Source organism: Paenibacillus sp. EKM211P (genome assembly GCF_011066175.1).
Lineage (GTDB): Bacteria > Bacillota > Bacilli > Paenibacillales > Paenibacillaceae > Paenibacillus > Paenibacillus polymyxa.
Window position 1 is genome coordinate 20083 of record NZ_JAAMNS010000021.1, and the last position, 21445, is coordinate 41527.

Here is a 21445-nt window from a genome sequence, read left to right on the forward strand (position 1 = left end):
ATATTTTATATATCGTATAAACTCGGGCGCGACATTAGCTTTTTTCGGCAGATGCACTGTATTTTTTATTCATTCACTAGGGCGAGATAAGGTCATTTCCGGCACACGGAAGCTTACCGTCGTCCCTTGCATAGGATTGCTTTCAATCTGCAATCCTTCTCCATACATATGAATCAGACGGCGATGGATATTACGCAGCCCCACACTGGAGGATACATGCTCCTCCGACAGTAAGTGTCGCAGTCGCTCTGGCGGAATCCCTACGCCGTCATCGGTCACGCTGACCACAAAATCGGCTCCAGCCTCTTGTACAATCACCCGCACCGTTCCACCTGTGGCCCGCTGCATCACACCATGCCGTATCGCATTCTCCACGATGGGCTGAATGCTTAATGGCGGGATCAGCGAGCGGATGTTCCTCCCTACCTCTACAGTCACCTGCAAACGTTCTTCAAAACGGGCTTTCTCCAATGCCACATACGATTCTACCAATTCCAGTTCCTTGCATAGCGGCACTGTATTCTCCCTGTTCTGAAAATCAAAGCTTCCCCGCAAATACTGGCTCAGCTCCATGAGCAGCTCTGCTGCTTTGTCCGGGTCTACTGCTACGGTCGAAACAATGACATTTAATGCATTGTACAGAAAGTGCGGCTTGATTTGTGCCTGTAAAAAGGCCATTTCCGAACGCACCGCTTCCTCTGCCGAATGGCGCATGTTCAGCAGGGTGCGCACACGCGCCTTTAATTCCTCAGCATCAACAGGCTTACGTAGAAAGTCATTGGCTCCAGCCATGAAGCCTGCACGGATATCGCCGGGCAGGTCGCGTGCCGTCAGCAGCAACACGGGTAGTTCGGAGAGAGAATACCGTTCGCGAATCCGTCGGCACAGCTCAATACCGGACATTTCTGGCATCATCCAGTCCGTAATAACTAGGTCAAATCGGGCACGGCCATTCAGCAGCTGAAGCGCCTCCTCAGCATGGTCCACAGCCACCACACTACAACCTGTGGTGTATAACAGCTCCTCCAACACCCGAAGGTTAACCTCATCATCATCTACAGCCAGCACTCTGTAAGGAACATTCCTCACTTGCTCCAATCCATCTTCTTCAAGCGAATTCACATCCTGACTCGAGGTCACACCAGGCTGCAATATAACCTCAGACAAAACATTTTTTTGAGCTTCATGTGCCGACGTACCAGTCTCCGCTAAGGGCAGTGTAAAATAAAAGGTCGAACCTTTACCCAATCTGGACTCTACTCGGATATGGCCTCCATGCAGCTCCACCAGACGACGGGTTATGCCTAACCCAAGCCCAGTTCCACTATATCCTTCGTCCTCAGCATTCGCCCCTCGGTTAAAAGGTTCAAAGATGTGCAAAAGATGGTCTGGGGCAATACCTGGTCCGGTATCCTTCACACTAATTTCCATTTCGCGGTTCCTGGTCTTGGCAGAGATTACGATTTCGCCTTCCTCCGTAAACTTCATCGCATTCCCCAATAAATTGTATAAGATCTGATTCAGGCGATGTTCATCTGCATCCACCTTAGGCAACGAATTAGGCCATTCTTTGACGAATTGGAGCTTTTTCTTACCTACTGTATGACCCAATACCTCCAGTACAGAACTCACAGCAGCCTGTACGTTTACAGGTCGGCGGTTTAAGGCTAATCTTCCATTTTTCAGATTAGAAAAGTCCAAAATATCGTTAATCAAATAGGAAAGCCTGCGCCCTACCTTCGCAATCAAGGCCAAATTGTGCTTTTGCGGCTCATTAAATTGTGTCCCATAGCGGTCTAGCATGGATTGAGCGATATTAATAATTCCATGTAGAGGAGTACGCAGCTCATGTGACGTGTTCGCCAGAAATTCGTCCTTTAACCCATCCAGGGTTAGCAAACGTCGTGATAGGTTCTCAACCTCCATGAACGAATGTACAAAACGTTTGGCCAGCAGCAGCGTTTGAGCCAATACGAATATGAGCATTTCATAGGCTGTTACCCCACGTACATCTCCCCATCCCAGAACATACACAAAACTGGTCACAACAATCATAAGAATGCTCATAATACTAATGACTAGTAGTGCAGCGTCGTCCGTCCGTTGAACAAGTCCACGAATTAGGATCAGTAATACATATCCCACACTGACTACACCAAAAAGAAGGATAAACGTTTCAAAGGATGAGAGTACCAGTGTAGGCAACAATAGCCCCATACCCAGCATCAGTGCGGTTGTAATACTATAGAGACGCAGCACGATCCGATTCATAACAATCTGTGTCGTAAGATGAACATACCGAATCAGAAAATAGTAGAACAGCGTCGAAGAGAACGATTGAATTTTCAATATCCATTCATAAGGCAAATCCGGCATTCCCCAGACTAGCAGCTTCTCTCCATGTGTCAGAATGTAAAATAGTGCCGCGACGCAAAAGCATGCTAAGTAAAGCAAGGCCTTCTCTTTTTTACGTAAAAGGTACAGCATGATAAAAAATACAGTAGGGATAAAAAATCCTGCGACTAGTACGGTGTCCTCCGCCATCGCTACTTCCCGGCTATGCGTAATACTGGCATAATCCCCAAACAGCAGCGGATAAATGATCCCCCCAGAGGAATAGCTATAATTAGCCACATGCACGGTAATATCAGCCGCATGTCCATCTACTGCAGCAAATCCAACAAAGGGGGCGTTGCCCTGCTTGCCCTTGTCGGCCGAAACGGAGGGAACACCACTCGCACCCACCTCTGCTCCGTTAATCCATACTCGGCTGGAGTTGCGAATATTTTGCATATGGATGCCGTACAGATTTTCCACTTTTTCAGGCAACAGTACACGAACATGATAGGTTCCATATCCAGTCGCCTGTCCCCCAGGCATCCACTGATTCCATCTACCAGGCACATTCACAATTTTGGCAGAAGATCCAGTGCCTAATCCCAATTTGGAGGAGTTTTGACGATTTCCCCAATCCTGATATCCCGTTTCCTGAAAAGATGAAGGCTGCAAAAGCTGATTAGGATAAAACTCCCACTCTCCTCCCAACTGTACAGCACCTTCCTTGTCGGGGTCCCAATTACGCAAATCAATAACACCGTTGTGAGCTTTCCAATGACTGTTTCCGGATAATACACCCGACACTAACGGATATACCGGCAACGCAACCGCAAGCAGAAGTATAATAAAAAATAAAACACCCTGTTTTTTCATAAATCCCCCGCTCTTTTCAATAACGTCTATCTTTTTGTATCGGTTATTCTATCCAGCTACATTAGAAGCGTTGTCCACACAAAAAGGGACGCCCGCTGCAGATAAAATCTGTGCGGAATCGTCCCCTTCTATACATCCTTGCACTTCCTATATTCCCCTTATTAAGGAATTATAACGTCATCAATACTACCGCCAGGAATCGAGCCTGAATCATCTCCGCTTCCTGTTCCGCTGCTATCGCTTGGCGATGTTGCTCCACCATTGCTGTCGCTGCTTCCTGTTCCGCTGCTATCGCTTGGCGGTGTTGCTCCACCACTGCTGTGGCCGCTTCCTGTTCCGTCGCTATCGCTTGGCGGTGTTGCTCCACCACTGCTGTCGTCGCTTCCTGTTCCGTCGCTATCGCTTGGCGGTGTTGTTCCACCACTGCTGTCGCCAGTTCCTGTTCCGCTGCTATCGCTTGGCGGTGTTGCTCCACCACTGCTGTCGCTACTTCCTGTTCCGCTGCTATCGCTTGGCGGTGTTGCTCCACCACTGCTGTCGCCGCTGCCTGTTCCGCTGCTTTGTTGCTGGCTGTCTATAAAATCTTTATACTCCTGAATCGCATCTTCCAGATTCATATAATTTTTCTTAACTTCCGGCATAGGATAATACGGGTCCAGACGATTGAATGCATCCACTACTCTGTGAAAGTAGACCGTCGTAGGATCTGTACCATTTACTGTAAGCAGATTGTTCGCAATGTTCTTAAGCTCTTGGATATCAAGATCAGTTACGATCCATTTGGATTGATAGTTCGAAAGCGCTGTAATCAAATCTGTGTTAGCTTGGTCTACCTGAAGCTGTGTAATATCCGGAGTATTAAGCACAAGGTTTGCCTGATTAATTTGCCCTTGAAGCTCTTCGTTATCTTGTTCGGTATAATGACGGCCGAACGTCTGAACTTCATTATTAGCAATACTTATGTTGAAATTTAACAACATGGTATCCACTGCTATTGGTGCAGCATACTGGCTCTGTACTTGTTGCAACTCCTCGTATACAGGAACAACGTCTTGTAATTCAAAGCTGGACAAACCTAAGAAGATAGAGGCATGCTCTGAAGCAGAAGACAAAGCTTGCTGGGCTTCAGCACTTAATGCGCCTGAATTTTGCATCAAAATTCCATTGATCGCTGTCTGCATTTCTATGACTTTATCTCTCAATTGTAGTCTTTTCTCGTTATATTTTTCAATATAGGTCCCTTTAGCCTGACTTAATTGATTATAAGAGATCACCAATTGTTCCTCAGGAGTAAACGGCATAATGAGTGCAAAGTGGGCTTGTACTGTTTGTTGTTCTAAAAACATCATTTCCGTATTCAAGTAATTACGAGCCACAGGGTCAGACAGCAGTTTGAGTTGAACATCTTGAACCAGCTGCTGCAGTTTTTCCCGAGTTGTAGCAGGCACTGGCGCAGTGAATTCCGTAAGCCTTTGACTCAGCTCCATGTTCAAGTTCAATACATCCAGCTGCGTCATAGCGGTGTGCATCTTCTCTGTATATTCCTGAATGAGGTTGTCTAGTTCAGTATTTTGAGAACCACTCTGATCGTAGATAACCTGCGCTTCTTGTAAAGTATTTTTAAGCACTGAGAAGTCCGCTGCTTGCAGTGCCAGGAATGATTCTGTGGCACCTTCTATTTTTTGTGTCCATTCCTCCAACTGCTCAGTTGTAGATAATGGATTCAGATATACTTTTGATCCTTCCCTCACTATGGACTTGTAACGCGCTTTGTCCGTTTTCAAATTCTCCACACGATCCGTTACATCGAGAAAATGCAGATAGGCATCTCTGAGTTTTACTGATGCTTTGTATACCTTGATTACTCGACCCAAGCTTTCTACTTCCCGATCCACAATATTCTGAGGCGCATTCCCTTCCAACACATTGTTGCCAAATCGAATCGCTTGACTTAGTGAGTCATCCCAGAGAGGCGGAAATTCGTCACCAATCATTCGGTTTTGTTCAAGGGTAGTCGAAGCTAACTGAATCAGTCTAGTTAATTCCTGTGTTCCAATCACCGGTTCTGTGGCTGAGGCTGTGTACACAGAAACGTCCTGTTTCAATGTGCTGAGCGCTTGGTCTACTTCTACTTGTGTAGCTGCTGTATTGTTTAGTACCAGCATAGCTTGATGGATGGCTATGGACAGGTTTTCCTTCGCTCCGGCTGGGTAAAGTGCTTGATCCGTTCCACCCTCGCCTGCACGCTCCAGCAGTTCTTTGGCTGCATGGACTTCTGTCTCCAGCCGACTGCGGTCTACGCTGATAATGTCACTGTTGTGTTTTTTCTTATCTTTGCTGTCTGTATCCGTGACAACCGCTCCAGTAGAGGACGATTTCGTCGTACCATTCACGAGACTAACAGCTTCTTTCATCGCATTATAGTTGATAATAACATCCTGTGGCTGTTTTTGTTCCGGCAGGTTAAGCTGGCTGATTGCTGCTCCCTTAGCCAACGTAATAAAAGGAACGCCCACATATTGAGATGCATCCAGCAAACCAATACTACCGTTAACCAACAGCTTGCCAAGTCCCTGTTGCAATGAAACACGACTAATCGCGGCATTACCTTCGGTCACGATCGATGCATCATTTTTCAGCGTCAAGTTGTCAATCTTTGTCGTCCCGGTTGCTGTCAATTGTGCATCTTGAGAGCCAAGCTCAACACCAGACCATGTCGTATTTTCCAAAATGGCTGATACCGGCTGGGTACCTGAGCCTTTGATTTCTAATACGCCTGTGGAGGACATGTTTTTCAAGGTTACCGAACCATTGACGATTAGGCGTCCATCAAAAGACACACCCTTACCGTCAAATACGCCACCGTCTGCGTTAATTTCCAGCTGTTTTACACCTGTGAGTGTACGCAAATTACGGTTAAGATCGATTTTTGCCCCTTTTAATACCGCTTTGTTATTTTCACCGAACAAGCCTTGCAAAGATCCTTCCAGCTGGTAGGGGATATTTCCGATTCGAACCGTATTGCCCTCTGATTTCACTTCTCCTACTGGATGATCCAACAGGCTAACGAATACTTCTGCACTGCTCTCCCGGTTCAATGGATTTTTCAAATCCGTTGCAGAAGCATTCTCTGATAACAAACCATAATTGCGAGCTACCTGAACTGCATTTTGCTGTGCATCCGTAGTACCTGCATCCTGCAAGTCCATTGCGCGTACTAGTGATACGATCAGTTCTTCCTTGGTAATGGCATCTCCCGGACGGAACAGTTCTCCGTTGCCTGTCATATACCCGGCTGCACGTACAGCCTCAATATAGGGAGCACCCCATGCATCCGAGGACACATCCATAAAAGATGTTTGCGGCTGATTGTTAACTTCCAACTGGAACAGACTGCACAAAATTTTAGCCGCTTCGGCGCGGGTCAAATTCTTTTGTGCCATAAAATCGCCCTGATTACCACCTGTCATCAAACCCAAAGTGCGAGCTTGTGCTACAAATCCAGTCTCACTTTGCGTATCTGCTGTCGCTGCATAAGCAGTCTGGGCGCCGCCCATCCAAGGCAGAGATACAATGGAGCCTGAAGCAATCCCCAGCACCATTGCAGATGCAATCCATTTATTTCGATTTACAAGTTTCAATATTTTCACTCCTAGACGCTATTTATTGGCATATATCCTGTTATATCAAAGGCTTTAGTCATGTTTAGTTCTACGATTTATGCAACCAAGGAACTATGCTAAAAGAATTATACGAAACCCCACTGAACCGATTCTGAACAATTAGACCTATACAACGTGTTTCGTAGAATATCGCTTGACTTGGAGCTAACTACACATGGCCTAATATGCATGTATTCATTTAATTTGTTGCTGCAAATGGTTATTTAGACAGAACTAGCGAGGATGGGTGAGACGGTGGAAAATGACTATGACCGTTCTAATATAAGAAATGACAAGAACGCCCTATCCATTGATATAGGGCGTTCTTGATCAGAAATGAAGAGGTGAAATCAAAATATTTGCAATTTGCTCATAATGAGCGAGGATGCTCTTGGATAATGGAATGATGCTAAAACCTAACATGCCAACTACATATGTTGAATATCCGTTTTGTTCATTAACCCCTGCGTGCTTTGCGAGAGAGCAGGTTGCCCAAGGATTGAACCCCTTGTACAAACACGACTAGAATGACGACGGTTATGAGCATAACCAGCGTATCAAAACGTTGATAGCCATACGCTATCGCCAGATCGCCAATGCCGCCGCCGCCGACCGCACCAGCCATAGCCGTTGCACCAATCAGTCCAATGGCAGCTGTCGTTAACGACAAAATCAGAGAACTGAATGCCTCGGGCAGTAAGAAGTATCGAATGACCTGAAACGGAGTTGCTCCCATCGCATCTGCTGCCTCCAATATCCCCGGATTGACCTCCAACAGCGAATTTTCGACCAGCCTACCGATATAGGGTGCTATATAAATAATTAAGGGGACAATCGCCGCACTGGTCCCAATGGATGTATGCACAATCAGACGGGTTAACGGAATGATCGCGATCAGCAAAATAATAAACGGTAAGGAACGAACAATGTTAATGATCGGATTCAAAATACTGTATAGCCATTTGTTCTCCAAAATTCCGCCTGGACGGGTGACGACGAGGAAAATACCGATAGGGATACCAATTAGAGCGCCAATAAATAATGATATGCTGACCATGAGCACGGATTCATACAAAGCTTCCCACAGTTGATCCCAAGTTATCGTGGTACCTGTAATCATCATAGACTCTCCACCTCCTGAATATGAACTCCTTTGCTCTTGATAAAATCAACAGCCTGCTGAACGGCATGCTGCTCACCGCGCAATTGAAGTGTCATATAGCCAATCGTCGTTTCTTGAATCTCCGTCATGTTGGCAAACAAAATGTTCACATGGATATCGTGCTTCCTAATCAATTCATGAACCACTGGGTCGGAAGCTGCCTGTCCGATAAATTCCAGCTTGTAGATGCGTTGCGACTCTTGCTGCTCGAACGTTTGCAGCACACTATCCGGCACTTGATCGTGAATAACTGTGCGTACAAAGCTTTGCGTCGTTGGATGCTTCGGCTGTCCGAATACCTCCAGCACGTTGCCCTGCTCAATGATTTCTCCCTTTTCCATGACGGCCACCTTATTGCAAATCCGCTGAATCACCGACATTTCATGGGTAATGATCAAGATGGTGATCTTGTATTCCTTGTTGATTTTGCGAAGCAAATCAAGAATAGACTGCGTGGTCTGCGGATCAAGTGCCGAGGTTGCCTCATCACAGAGCAAAATGGACGGGTTGCTCGCAAGCGCCCGCGCAATCCCGACACGCTGCTTTTGCCCGCCGGAAAGCTCGCTGGGATAGCTATTTGCCTTATCCGATAATCCTGTGAATGCCAGCAACTCTGTTACACGCCTCTCAATTTCCCGCTTGTTGCGCTTGAGCAACACCAATGGAATGGCAATGTTTTCGAATACTGTTTTCGATTCCAGCAGATTAAAATGCTGAAAAATCATTCCGATCTTTTTCCTTACTTTTCGCAGCCCGGAGGTCGAATAGGCATTTAAGCTCTCCCCTTCGACAAGAACCTCACCAGTCGTTACTTTCTCCAGACGATTGACCAAACGGATAAGCGTACTTTTCCCTGCACCACTAAATCCGATAAAACCAAAGATATCTCCTTTATCTACTGTGATATTTATATTTTTTAACGCTTGAATGCTTAAGCCTTTTCTTACATAGGTTTTGGATACATTCCTAAGTTCAATCATAGCTCCTAACTCCTTCCGCTCCATCAAGTATGTAAGATCTCTCTGAGTTGATTTCTTTCCTATGGCATGAATACTCGAATTAAATCCGAGTATTTTAGTAAGTTTTATAGAGTATACTACTTCGATTTTATATTGATGTCAATATGTGTTTTAAGTTTGGTGCAAGCATTTCTTTCTTTGCATAAATGAACATGATATTGCAGATGGTATGGAATATGCCGAAGTATACACATCTTACCCGAACCGGGGCGGAAACGGAGGAACATAGATGAAGCGAATATTGACCTTGTGGCTATGCATTGCAATGATGGGAATGTCCACAGTTATGGGAGAATCGGCATCAGCTACCCAAGCTGTGGACGGACAACCGTATCATTTTGGGTTTAAAAAAAGCAAAGGAGGCGAGCTGCCCTCCATCGCACAAGAAGGCTTTATGCACCTGATTGAAAGACAAGGCGGCATCTTTTTGGGGGATACGACTAAGAAAGAATTATTTCTTACTTTCGACAACGGTTACGAAAATGGATATACTCCCAAGGTACTGGATGTATTGAAAGCAAAAAAGGTTCCGGCCGCCTTCTTTGTTACTGGGCATTTTGTAAAAGACCAACCAGATTTGATGCGCCGCATGGCGAGTGAAGGCCATATCATCGGAAACCATTCATGGAGCCATCCTGATATGAGCACCATCTCTTCGGCAGAGATTCGATCTGAGCTGGATCGGGTACGAACTGCATCTGCAGAGCTGACCGGGCAAAAGGAAATGAAATATGTCCGACCACCGCGCGGCATTTTTAATGAAAAAGCATTGGCATCCTGTCGAGAAGCCGGATATACAAGTGTGTTCTGGTCGGTAGCCTACAAGGATTGGGACACGAATATTCAGCGAGGGACAGACTATGCCTATCGCCAAGTCATGCAGCAGCTCCACCCTGGAGCGGTCATTTTGCTCCATTCCGTATCCAAGGATAATGCCGAGGCACTTGGCTCGATCATTGACGAGGCTCGTAAGCAAGGATATGAGTTCAAAAGCCTGGATGACCTTAAAGTTAAGCATTATCACTAAAAATAGCTCTAACTTAATGACTTAATACCGTCATCAGCCCGATCCACATCTGCTCTAGCAGACAGTGTGAATCGGGCTTTTAAGTTTACGAATAAGGAAGGTCATGGATATAATGACGTAAGAAACGATTTGGAGAGCACTTTTTTGGAGGTACATCTATTATGCACTTTGTATTTGATTTGGATGGGACGATCTGCTTCAAGGGGCAGTGTGTGTCGGATAAGATTGCAGGCTGTTTGGAACAGTTAACTCAAGCGGGACATGAAGTCATTTTTGCCTCGGCACGACCAATCCGCGACATGCTGCCTGTACTTCCTGAACGCTTTCACAACTATACCCTGATTGGCGGTAACGGCTCAATGATCTCCCAAAATGGCAGTGTAAAATACGTAGAGTCCTTTCTTCCGGAAGTACAGAATGCTCTGCTCCCACTGCTGGAGGAACACCAAGCTACCTACTTGATTGACAGTGAGTGGGATTATGCGTATACAGGCCCAGCTGATCATCCCATACTCAGCAATGTGGATGTTAGCAAGTTGGCGCAAAAGCTGCCTTTGGCGGCCCTGAAATCTATTGTAAAAATACTCATTTTAACTGCTGACGATATGGAAGGCTTGGCTGCTAAGCTTCTACCGCTGGGTGTGGTCATTCATCAACACCGCAATGAACAGGTACTGGACATTAGCCCACAGAATATCCATAAATGGAACGCGCTTCAGAAGCTAGGTGTGCAGCCTCGTCAATTTATCGCCTTTGGTAATGATGCGAATGATATTCCAATGTTCAAAGAGGCACACCATGCCGTCATGATTCATCATCATGCTGAACTGGCTGCCTACGCGACTGAATCTATCCCTAATGAGGGGGAAAATCAAGAAGAACGGATTATCGCCAAAATACGTGAATTGGCTGAAACAGTAACTGTGTAGTCCAACGCTAAGGAAGGGGAGGCTCCTCTATGAGCCTCCCCTTCTTTTATCATCTTAAGGATAACGAACATTTATTTTAAGGTTAACTTATACACTCTAGCTTCGTAAGGGCGCAGCTTCAAAGCGTGCAAATTTTCTCCTTTTACCGGTTCATAGTTGGAGAGAAGCAGCCCCGCCTTGGCGATAGGAAACTCCTCACCGTCGGGCCAGTGGAACACTGGATCACGGTCAAAAAAATTCAGAATGACTAGCAAACGCTCTTGTCCCAGCATGCGCGCAAATACATACAGTTCTGTATCAAGTGGCAACAACAGCTTGTATTCGCCATAGACTATGACCTCATGTTGTTTGCGCAGAGCAATCAACTTGCGATAATAGTGATAAATCGAGTTCGGATTATTTCTTTCCGCCTCTGCATTAATGTGCGTGTAGTTATCATTAATTTTCATCCACGGCTCTCCATCGGTAAATCCGGCTGCAGGTCCGGCATTCCACTGCATGGGAGTGCGTGCATTATCCCGACTTTTTCGCCAGATCGCGGCCATAATCTGCTCCTCCGGCTCACCGAGCTTCCGTTGCTGCTCATAGTAGTTTAACGTTTCCACATCCCGATAATCATCAATCGAAGGGAAGGCAATATTCGTCATCCCAATCTCTTCACCCTGATAAATATAAGGCGTACCCTCAAGCATATGTGTGAAGGTTGCCAGCATTTTGGCGGATTCCACACGGTATTGCCCATCATTCCCAAATCGAGAAAGAGCCCGCGGTTGGTCGTGATTATTAAGATAATTGGCATTCCATCCTTCCTGATGAAGCACCGTCTGCCAACTACTCATTATTTTTTTCAGTTCCACCAGCGTCCACGACTTGTACTTCCATTTTTCCGTTCCTAACCCTTGGGCATCAATAAACATGTGCTCAAACTGGAACACCATATTCAGCTCATGCCGCTGATCTCCCACATAATCCAGTGCCTGCTCTGGCCCTAAACCGGACGTTTCACCAACCGTCATTAAGGGATAACGCTCCAGTACCTTTTCGTTCAGCATCCGTAGAAGTACATGTACCTGTTCAAGGTTGGAAAAGAGCTGATAGGCACGCACCAAGGTTTGTTTGTCAGGATTATGCGCATCCGGCAGTCCTTCGGCTTTGACAATATGGGCAATAGCGTCAAAGCGGAAGCCATCGACTCCCTTTTTTAACCACCATTCCACCATACGATAGAGTTCACCCACCATCTCTTCATTTTCCCAGTTCAGATCCGGCTGATGCTCGGAATATAGATGCATGTAATATTCGTCTGTAAGCTTGTCATATTTCCATACAGAACCGGAGAAATACGATTCCCAGTTGTTCGGATATCCGCCATTTTTGCCTGTTCGCCATATGTAGTAGTCCCGCTTCGGATTATCCTTGGACGAGCGTGACTCCGTGAACCACGGGTGCTCATCCGACGTATGGTTTAATACCAAATCCATCATAATTTTAATACCTCGTTCATGCGCCTGATGAAGGAGTTCATCAAAATCCTCCATCGTTCCAAACTCATCCATAATGGCATAATAATCGCTAATATCATATCCGTTATCGTGATTGGGCGACTTATATATCGGGCAAATCCAGATCACATCAATACCCAGCTCAGACAGATAATCCAGCCGAGACAAAATGCCTCGCAAATCCCCTTTTCCGTCTCCGTCAGAATCTTGAAAACTGATCGGGTATATCTGATAAACAACAGCTTCCTTCCACCATATTTTTTTAGGCATGTTTCCCTCCTGTATCTTCTCTGTACATCCAATAGCTTATGCTCTTAACATACACGCAATACCTGTATGCGAATCGTCGGGGCAGGGAAATGAGGGACTTGTAAGCTTGCTTAGGCACACAAGCAGAGCTGCTATAGCCTACGATATATTTTTTAATTTATTTTTTGAAAAACAGGTTGTATACATGGACTTGGCGTTACCTATATTTATGAACTACCCATATACTTGAACCAAAAGCGGTGCCATTCTTGAATTTAGGGAGGAATTGATATGAACCTTCGACCCAAGGAGCCAAAGGATTTGATTGTGGAGTCAGCTGTGATCCCGCCCAACATCCATGTGGATGTGGAGTCAGCCACGGAGGGGGGAACACGCCGCCTGATGCTTAGTGATAACCCGGAGACGCTTACCCACGTGACGGTACCTACCGAGCAAGCCACTTTGTGGCATGATGTGGTTCGCACCACCACCCGGACAGTCAAGCACCGGATTTTCGGCTGGCATTATAACAAAATCGACAGCCCTGTTAAACTGGGCATCACCATAGAGAATAAAAGCACGGCCCGCCTGGAAGTACGCCATATTGAACGTGCCCTGGAGATTGTACCTGAGGATGGCAACTGGATTATTGATGTTGGGCAGTCTATTGCCAAAAGCTGTTTGGCGGGTACGATGAAACGTCTGAAGCCAGTAGACCGTCACAAATTTGGCAGAGGCACCGCCTTGCTGGAGGAATTTGAGCTACCCGAAGGATCACTGGCCGGATTCGTCTATGACCTCACGGTAGAATATGCCGAAGGCCACGGTACGCTGGACTATGTGATTCGCACCGTAGTCAGCAAAGATACGCAGACTGATCTGCGCGAGATTCATGAGGATGCGCTCCCCCCTGTACCCCCGCCACAGGCGCATCCACGGGGCGTATGGTCCTTTTCTGAAACAAATGCGCGTATGCCGGAGTATGTAGTAGGGCAAAGCGCCAACTACCGAGCATGTGCCACTAAGAAGCTGAACGGCGAAACTCCTGCAGATCTTCTGTTTACAGGGGAACGCAGCGAGCTGGGGCCTGCGCTTGATAATCGCGGACAATTCGGAACAATATATAACGCAACCATTCCTATCGTTAATCACAGTAGTGAGGTACGTACCGTACGAATCTACGCTAATCCACGTGGAGGTGCATTCGCCGGGTCTGTACGCGTAGATGGTCATGTATACGGTATCCCCTTGCTACAAGATAATACCAAGGTATGCCGACTGACTGACATCCGCGTCCCGTCTGGCCAGTCGAGCTATTCTCTTAGCTTCATGGTTGCAGGTAGCGCGACTACTCCGCTGGGTTTATACGTGATCACACTATAATCGTAATAACATTAGATGGACACATGGGTCGCCTCAATAGTGCAAAGAATATAATTAAGATGTAGTTGTTCTAAAAAAATCAAATAACCCGGTGACCATAGATCATCGGGTTATTTGTGTCGATTTCTTTATAGAATACGCTATTTCAGATTACACTACTCTACTAAGTATAAAATTGGATGGTGGAGTAGGCTCCGGCTTACCAAACAAATAACCCTGAGCTAGCGACACACCTGCATCACGACAAAATTCAAAATCCTCCATTTGCTCTACACCTTCAGCCAACACCTGACCACCAAAACGAAAAGCGGATTCCACTATCCCAGTAATTTGGCGTTTTTGATCACTGTTACTGTGACAGCCATCAATTATACTGCGGTCAATTTTAACATAATCGGGCTGGAGGCAATTCATAAGCTCTGTCGTAGAATAACCTGCCCCTACATCGTCCAGTGCCACCGAAACTCCCCGTGTACGATATTGTTCAAAGATTTGATGCAAAAAATTCAGGTCGTCTATTTCTTCCGTCTCTACGACCTCAAACACAAAATCCTCCGTATTCATGGATAGCCGATCAATTGTCTCAAAGGTATGATTCAAGCAATAAGCCGGATTATAAATAGTTGAAGGGAGAAAATTAATAAATCGTTTAATTCCCGTCGGAAGGCATGTCGCACTTTTTTCAATGGCGGAAATACGAGCCGAGCGATCCAAATGAGCATGCAAGCCAGCTTCACGAGCAACTTCAAACAATCGGAAAGGCTGAAAAGACTTATCGGGCTGTGATGGACGCAGCAAAAACTCAAAGCCTATGATATTCAGCTTGTAGTCAACAATAGGTTGCATATGGCTGGTAAAGTTTTGATTCTTAATAATACTCACCAGATCCGGATGTTGCAGTCGAGCTTGCAATTGACTAAATAAAAGCCAGTCCTCAAATCCCTCAACATGTTGCAAACCAGTCACCACAACTTGCATTTGGTCCAAGCACTCCTGCGGCAGACGAGCCAGTCCGTTAACCAACTGTTCCAACTGTGAACGGCTGTCGTAGCGAAACACGATGTTATCCTCACACCAATGTTCTGGTTTCATTTGTTCCGATAGCATACCCAAGCCCTCTAATGCTGGAGTAAGCGACACCCTAGAATGCCTAATTTTCAGCAATCCTTGATCCTTAATAGGTAATATGATGCTGCAATTGCTGCAAGTCATAATGGTCCTCCTCGGAACAATTTCCCGGTTTTTTCACCATTATATCACAAACAATTAGAACAAAAGTACTATATAATTACGTGTTTTGACAAAAAATAAGCTTATTCCGAACAACAACTTAGGACTTAAGTACATATTCGACAAAAACAAAGCCTTTTTTACACTCATAATAAACACGGTACTATTGTATTGGGCATCAAAAAAAGCAGCAAATCTCTTGTTTAAAGAGACTTACTGCTTCATTCTGTTATGGAGTGGAGACTAAAATCCCAAGTTACTTGGACGCCTTTGGCTTCGTTGTTATAGCCGGTTTTGCAGCCGCAGGTTTAGTCGTTTTGACAGCTGGCTTCGCGGTTGCTTTCGCAGGTGCCGCAGCTTCCTTCACAGAGGTCGTTGCTGCACTAGGCTTAGCGCCAGCTTTCAAGCTGTATTTGGCAAACCCGTCTGCCGCGTTGCTCAAGTATGAAATTTGTTGATTTCCGGCCAGCACGTCTTTGGCATCAGGAGAGGACTCAAAAGTAACCTTGGCCTGACCAAAAGGAGCAATAGACCAGTTGCCGTCCGCTGACGGGTTAATCGTTCCGTTCGTACGGATATAATCAACAACGACTTGGCGACTTTCATCCGGTGCTGCCATCACAATTCGTTTGCCATCTGGGTTAGCCAGTTTGGAGGAGGAAGCACGATAGTTATTGGTCGCAACAATAAATTTCTGTGCAGGATCAATAGCCTTCCCATTGTATTGCAGATCCTTGATACGATGGGCTGAAGAATCAATAATAGTTCCCTTGGCATCATATCGTGCAGGCTGAGTTACATCAATCTGGTAATTCACACCGTCAATCACATCAAAATTGTAGGTTGGGAAATCTTTGTTGATCAGCGATTGTTCCTCAGTTTTGCTAGGATCAATGCGGTTGAACTGACCCGCAGACCACTCCAGCCACTCCTGAATTTCAGCACCAGTAACTTCTACAGCATGAACCGTGTTCGGGTACACATACAGATCGGACACGTTTTTAATCGCTATTGTACCTTCAGGAATGTTGGTATAATACTCGGCACCGTTGCGACCACCGGCTTTGAATGGAGCGCCTGCCGATAATACGGGGAGATTTTCGTATTCGGTTCCTTTAAGATGGTTTTGAACATACCATTTCTGTGCATTTGTCACAATTTGAATGGACGGGTCATCCTGCACTAATGCAAAATAGCTGGTAATCGGTGCAGTCGTTGTTCCGACAGGTTGACGGATATAATCCAGCGTTCCTTGATGCTCTCCTTTGATCGCATCAATCAGTTTAAATTCAGGAGTAAACTGCACTGCCTGATTGGTAGTACTCACAACTGGACGCACTTTTGACTGAGAGTTGATTACGTGCCACTCGCGATTTCTCTTCTCCAAGCTCAGATCAATAATGCCCAGATCCTTACCCCACGAAGAAGCTTCCACAGCCGGTACGCCATTAATTGTTCCTTTATCCAAATCTACACCGCTCATATCTTTAAAATCAGAGCCTGGGAAAGATTTGTGAGCATGCCCAAACAAAATCGCGTTAATCCCGTCTACCTGGCTCAAATATTTAACGGCATTCTCCATCATTGGCGTTTGCGGCACATCCTCATAGCCTGTGTGTGCAAGCACGACAATAATGTCAGCACCTTCTGTTTTCATTTGTGGAATAAACTTTTTGGCTGTTTCCACAATATCCTTCGTAACGACCTTATCCTTCAAATTAGCTTCATCCCACTGCATAATTTGGGGGGTTACCAGACCGATGACACCCACCCTAAGCGTATGCTCTTCGCCCTTCTCATCCGTTACTTTTTTATCAAGAATCTGATAAGGAGTAAAATAATTTTTAGTAGCTTGACCCTCATTATCAACATAAACGTTCGCATTTACGTAAGGAAAATCAGCTCCCTTGAGCGATTTGTCCAGGAAGTCAAGACCATAGTTGAATTCGTGGTTGCCGACAGTAGCCGCATCATAATCCATCAAGTTCATCATCTTATAGACCGGATGGACACCGCCTTCTTTCTCAAAGGTTTTGTTGCGGGCCATATAATCGCCTAATGGATTGCCCTGCAGCAAATCACCGTTATCGAACAGCATGCTGTTTCTTGTTTCACTACGTGCTTGTTGGATCAAGCTTGCTGTGCTAACCAAGCCATATTCATTAGTTTCTTTGTCCGAATAATAATCATAATTCATCAGCGCCCCATGAATATCTGTTGTTTCCATGATCCGCAAATTCACCGTAGCGCTATCGCGAGAATCGATAGCTGCCCAGGATGGAGCCGCTGAAAACACCAGCAGGCTACAAGCTACAACTGCTGCTGTAAACCCTTTAAACCAATTTTTACGAAATAACAAAATATACCCCTCCTCATTAAGGTGTATGCCTCATATACATACTTTTGCACATATATGTAAGCTTTGAACCCACCATTCCTATTTTAATCCAACGCCAGACAAAAGAGTAGTCATTTGCTTAAAATATTTATGAAAAAATAATTATTTTGCGTATAAAAAAAGCCAATAAATCTCCTGAAAAAGTTGGAAATTTACTGGCTTGTCCGTTTATATTGTTTCTATTTTGTCCACACCTGGCGCTCCGTTTGTTGACCCACGTACTCAATACGAGTCGGATTGACGTCTAAGATGACATAATCGGGATCATCTGGTCCGGAAAACCATTTTTTCAGAGAATCATTCCACACTTGTTTGCGTAACCCCTCATCAGCTGTAATCTGGACGGTAGCCTCCACTTCCAAGACTTCCTTCGTGCCACCCACTTCATAGCCCAGCAGCAGATAAGCATTCGGATTGTCCTTTAGCTCATCCACTTTATGTGTTTTGCGATCCGTCGCCAGATGAATGTTCATTCCATCGTTAAAAAGGGCCATATAGCGTACTTTCGGTTTTCCGCCCTCAACCGTACCTAACGAGCAAAATTTGTTGTTATCCAAAGCCTTCACAATGGCTTGTTCCAGCTGACTGCGATCCAGTGTCTCCGTTTTACCCACAGTACAACAACTCCTTTTTACGAATTAGAATTCTATAGGGCTATGCCACTTGGCACCAGCTCTCCTAAACATACAGTGTAGCTGTTCTAAAAATAACATGACCGAAACAGATCTGAATGATTCATGTCCATTTTCAGATCAAAGCTCACAGTAAAAGTGTACCCTGTCGTTCGACAAATGAACCGTGAGCGCTCCCTCAAGGCTGGACAGACCTGCTTTCAAGGCATATAATCGTCGTAGTAAACCCGAATAAACGAACCCATTAAACCATACAATGCCAGGGGTGCTGGAATCGGCCGGCTGAGAGTGTGTCCCAAGACACTGACCCTTACAACCTGATCTGGGTAATGCCAGCGTAGGAATGCTTAAGCAAGATGTGCCTTTTATTAAAACAGGACATCCCTTACTTTGGTATATACAAGCGCAAGCGTCCCGGAATCTCGGGACGCTTTTTTTGTTGAAGATAAAGTTGTTGGAAAGATTGCTTCCGGCAGATGTGATTTTTGTGAAAATGGGGAATATAAACTGTCTGATTGGACGGATAACGGGTAATTAAAAAGGAGAGAACACAACGATGAAGCGCATGAAAATGTTAAGCCTGGGTCTAATCAGTCTGTGGCTCATGGCTATGACTCTGACCGCTTGCGGCGGCAATCCCCCTACATCTCAAAAGGAGGTTCCTGCTGCCGACACTTCAACGTCTACCTCGGCAAAGGGGCTCAAAGATGTTAAAGTCGTGCTCGACTGGACACCCAATACGAATCACACGGGACTCTATGTCGCCAAGGACAAAGGATTTTACGAAAAGGCAGGCTTGAATGTCCAAATTGTTCAACCAGGTTCAGGCGGAGCCGACCAAATGGTTGCTTCGAATGCTGCACCTTTTGGTATCAGCTATCAAGAAGGCGTCACTCAGGCTCGCATCCAAGGCGTACCGCTCGTATCCATCGCTGCGGTGATTCAGCATAACACCTCTGGCTTCGCAGCTCCGGTAGACCGCGGAATTAAAAGCCCGAAAGATTTCGAGGGTAAAAGCTACGGTGGCTGGGGTTCTCCTGTAGAAGAAGCGGTCATGAAATCCATCATGGATTCAGACCAAGGTGATGTGAGCAAAGTGAAAATCGTCAATATGGGCAATGCAGACTATTTTACAGCCGTGAAGCGGGATATTGACTTTGCCTGGATTTTCTACGCATGGACCGGGATTGAGGCCGAGCTTCGAGACGAGCCCTTGGATATGCTGTATGTAAAAGATTATTCCAAAAGTCTCGATTACTATACACCTGTAATTGTGAGTAATGAACAGACGATAAAAAATGATCCTGACCTAGTCAAAGCGTTCATGGATGCTACCGCACAAGGCTATGAATACACTATCGCCCATCCAGAAGAAGCGGCGAATATCTTAACTAAAGCTGTGCCAGAGCTGGACAAAAAACTGGTACTTGCTAGCCAAAAATGGCTAAGCCCGCGTTATCAGGACGATGCCACGCAATGGGGCTTACAAAAAGCAGAGGTATGGCAAAACTACTCGGATTGGATGTATGAACGCAAGCTGCTCAGCAAACCTTTGGAAGTCGATAAGGCCTTCACAAACGACTTCTTGCCCAAGCGTTGATCATTTTGTTAAATCGCTAAATAAGACTGGAGTAGAGAAGTGAACGAAGCGTAAATACGGGCTTTGTGTGTAAAAATGCCACACAACCTATCAAAAAACTAAAGTGCTTTTAAGGCGGTTGGCAGCGTAGCGGTTAACTTGAATCTGGAGAAGCGAAACGTTCGCCTGAAAGCTTTCTTTAGGAAAGCTAGCTTCGGAAGCATACACTTAGGGAATTCTTACCTTTAAAATTTAATTCAAAGAATCCCATGGCAACAGCGATCGTAAGATCAAATGAAACGCGAAGCGGTCTCCCCGCCTTAAACCAATTTATTTTCCTAATAACTTAAACAATAAAGGACAGGTGAAATTCACATGGCTAATACACTGCTCAGCATTCAAGTCATCCCTAAAACACCTAATAACGAAGACTCTTACCCCTATGTAGACAAGGCGATTGAGGTCATCCAGCGTTCCGGTGTCAAACATCAGGTGAATCCATTGGATACGACCATGGAGGGCGAGCTCGACGAGTTGCTGAAAGTGGTTAAAGAAATGCACGAGGCTTTGACGGAAGCTGGAAGTCCCAGCGTCATTTCACAGATCAAAATTGCACATAACCCACAGGGTATCAGTATGAACAAGCTGACCGAGAAGTATCGCCCATGAATCCGAATGGCAAGAACGCATCCTGGTGGAAAAGCGTATGGCCGCCCCTTGTGGCGGTCCTCTTCTTTTTAGCGGCTTGGCAGGGAGCGGTTTCCTATTTACATATTGAATCCTGGCTGCTGCCAGCTCCATCCCTAATCGTACAAGAGGGTATGGCGCAGTCGGCGTTGCTTGGCACCCATACATGGGCTACGGTTCGCCTGACGCTTGCGGGATTTGCTATAGGGACAGCAACGGGACTGCTGATCGCCATCGTTCTTCATACGATTCCTTTTCTCAAATCTGCTCTATACCCGCTCTTGATCCTTAGCCAAAACATTCCGATTATCGCCCTCGGTCCGTTGCTCATGGTATGGTTCGGTTTTGGCGTGCTGCCCAAGCTTATGGTCATTACATTAGTATGCTTTTTTCCCGTGGCTGTAGCAGCCATGGACGGGCTGACACGGACAGACCGTATGATGATGAACTACATGCGGATGTCGGGTGCAAGCCGCAGGGCTATTTTTCTAAAACTAGAGCTGCCACACTCCCTGCCACAAGTCTTCTCTGGCATTAAAATCGCTGCTACCTACAGTGTGATGGGCGCGATTATTGCCGAATGGATTGGGGCCAGTGAAGGAATTGGATATTATATGTTGCTGCAAAAGTCTGCCTATCGTACGGATCTCATTTTTGCCGCTATCGGTATTATTGTTGCACTCAGCTTGCTGATGTTTGTCGTTATTTTACTACTGGAGAAATGGTTGGTTCGCTGGAAACCTGATCAAGAATAACATCCACATATTGCATTAAAG

At 45.7% G+C, this 21445-nt stretch carries 14 protein-coding genes and 1 riboswitch; of the genes, 6 read left to right on the forward strand and 8 right to left on the reverse strand.

Annotated features, from left to right (window positions below; translation table 11 throughout):
- Positions 1-69: 69 nt before the first annotated feature.
- The 4 genes from G9G57_RS22865 to G9G57_RS22880 form a co-directional block, all read right to left on the reverse strand.
- The gene (locus G9G57_RS22865) at positions 70-3210 is read right to left on the reverse strand and encodes an ATP-binding protein (RefSeq protein WP_044787772.1); all 3141 of its coding nucleotides are present in this window, start codon (positions 3208-3210) and stop codon (positions 70-72) included.
- A 161-nt stretch (positions 3211-3371) separates the two neighbouring features.
- A complete protein-coding gene (locus G9G57_RS22870) occupies positions 3372-6851 on the reverse strand; it encodes an S-layer homology domain-containing protein (RefSeq protein ID WP_185156696.1) in 3480 nt (1159 codons plus the stop codon).
- A 478-nt stretch (positions 6852-7329) separates the two neighbouring features.
- Positions 7330-7995: a methionine ABC transporter permease gene (locus G9G57_RS22875; RefSeq protein WP_117290455.1), complete on the reverse strand. Its 666-nt coding sequence runs from the start codon at positions 7993-7995 to the stop codon at positions 7330-7332.
- Positions 7992-9014, reverse strand: a complete 1023-nt coding sequence (locus tag G9G57_RS22880) for a methionine ABC transporter ATP-binding protein (protein WP_016818826.1) — start codon at positions 9012-9014, stop codon at positions 7992-7994. Before G9G57_RS22880 ends, G9G57_RS22875 begins: the two co-directional genes overlap by 4 nt.
- Positions 9015-9282: 268 nt before the next feature.
- Between G9G57_RS22880 and pdaA the strand changes: the two genes are divergently transcribed.
- Together pdaA and G9G57_RS22890 are read left to right on the forward strand one after the other, a co-directional pair.
- Positions 9283-10080, forward strand: a complete 798-nt coding sequence (gene pdaA, locus G9G57_RS22885) for a delta-lactam-biosynthetic de-N-acetylase (RefSeq protein WP_016818827.1) — start codon at positions 9283-9285, stop codon at positions 10078-10080.
- A 161-nt stretch (positions 10081-10241) separates the two neighbouring features.
- A complete protein-coding gene (locus G9G57_RS22890; RefSeq protein ID WP_113050912.1) occupies positions 10242-11009 on the forward strand; it encodes an HAD-IIB family hydrolase in 768 nt (255 codons plus the stop codon).
- Positions 11010-11080: 71 nt separating this feature from the next.
- Here the strand turns inward: G9G57_RS22890 and G9G57_RS22895 are convergent, their stop codons facing one another.
- On the reverse strand, positions 11081-12781 hold the full coding sequence (locus G9G57_RS22895) for a glycoside hydrolase family 13 protein (RefSeq protein ID WP_164965588.1): 1701 nt from the start codon (positions 12779-12781) through the stop codon (positions 11081-11083).
- A 270-nt stretch (positions 12782-13051) separates the two neighbouring features.
- On the opposite strand from G9G57_RS22895, the gene G9G57_RS22900 reads away from it, so the two are divergent.
- Entirely contained in the window at positions 13052-14143 is a 1092-nt protein-coding gene (locus tag G9G57_RS22900; RefSeq protein WP_164965589.1) for a hypothetical protein, read from the forward strand.
- A gap of 150 nt (positions 14144-14293) precedes the next feature.
- On the opposite strand, the gene G9G57_RS22905 is transcribed toward G9G57_RS22900, so the two are convergent.
- From G9G57_RS22905 to G9G57_RS22915, 3 genes are all read right to left on the reverse strand, one after another.
- Positions 14294-15355 (reverse strand): EAL domain-containing protein, encoded by a 1062-nt coding sequence (locus G9G57_RS22905; RefSeq protein ID WP_102997680.1) that lies wholly within the window; start codon positions 15353-15355, stop codon positions 14294-14296.
- 274 nt (positions 15356-15629) lie between these two features.
- Complete coding sequence (locus G9G57_RS22910; protein WP_164965590.1) at positions 15630-17732, reverse strand: bifunctional 2',3'-cyclic-nucleotide 2'-phosphodiesterase/3'-nucleotidase; 2103 nt, start codon at positions 17730-17732, stop codon at positions 15630-15632.
- A gap of 218 nt (positions 17733-17950) precedes the next feature.
- On the reverse strand, positions 17951-18385 hold the full coding sequence (locus G9G57_RS22915; protein WP_016818833.1) for a pyridoxamine 5'-phosphate oxidase family protein: 435 nt from the start codon (positions 18383-18385) through the stop codon (positions 17951-17953).
- Positions 18386-18654: 269 nt separating this feature from the next.
- Positions 18655-18764: riboswitch (TPP riboswitch) on the forward strand.
- 195 nt (positions 18765-18959) lie between these two features.
- Here G9G57_RS22915 and G9G57_RS22920 point away from each other — a divergent pair.
- The 3 genes from G9G57_RS22920 (at position 18960) to G9G57_RS22930 (ending at position 21424) form a co-directional block, all read left to right on the forward strand.
- Positions 18960-20003, forward strand: a complete 1044-nt coding sequence (locus G9G57_RS22920) for an ABC transporter substrate-binding protein (RefSeq protein WP_164965591.1) — start codon at positions 18960-18962, stop codon at positions 20001-20003.
- A 354-nt stretch (positions 20004-20357) separates the two neighbouring features.
- Positions 20358-20651, forward strand: a complete 294-nt coding sequence (locus G9G57_RS22925; protein ID WP_016818835.1) for an MTH1187 family thiamine-binding protein — start codon at positions 20358-20360, stop codon at positions 20649-20651.
- Positions 20648-21424 (forward strand): ABC transporter permease, encoded by a 777-nt coding sequence (locus G9G57_RS22930; protein ID WP_153794637.1) that lies wholly within the window; start codon positions 20648-20650, stop codon positions 21422-21424. Before G9G57_RS22925 ends, G9G57_RS22930 begins: the two co-directional genes overlap by 4 nt.
- Positions 21425-21445: the final 21 nt, after the last annotated feature.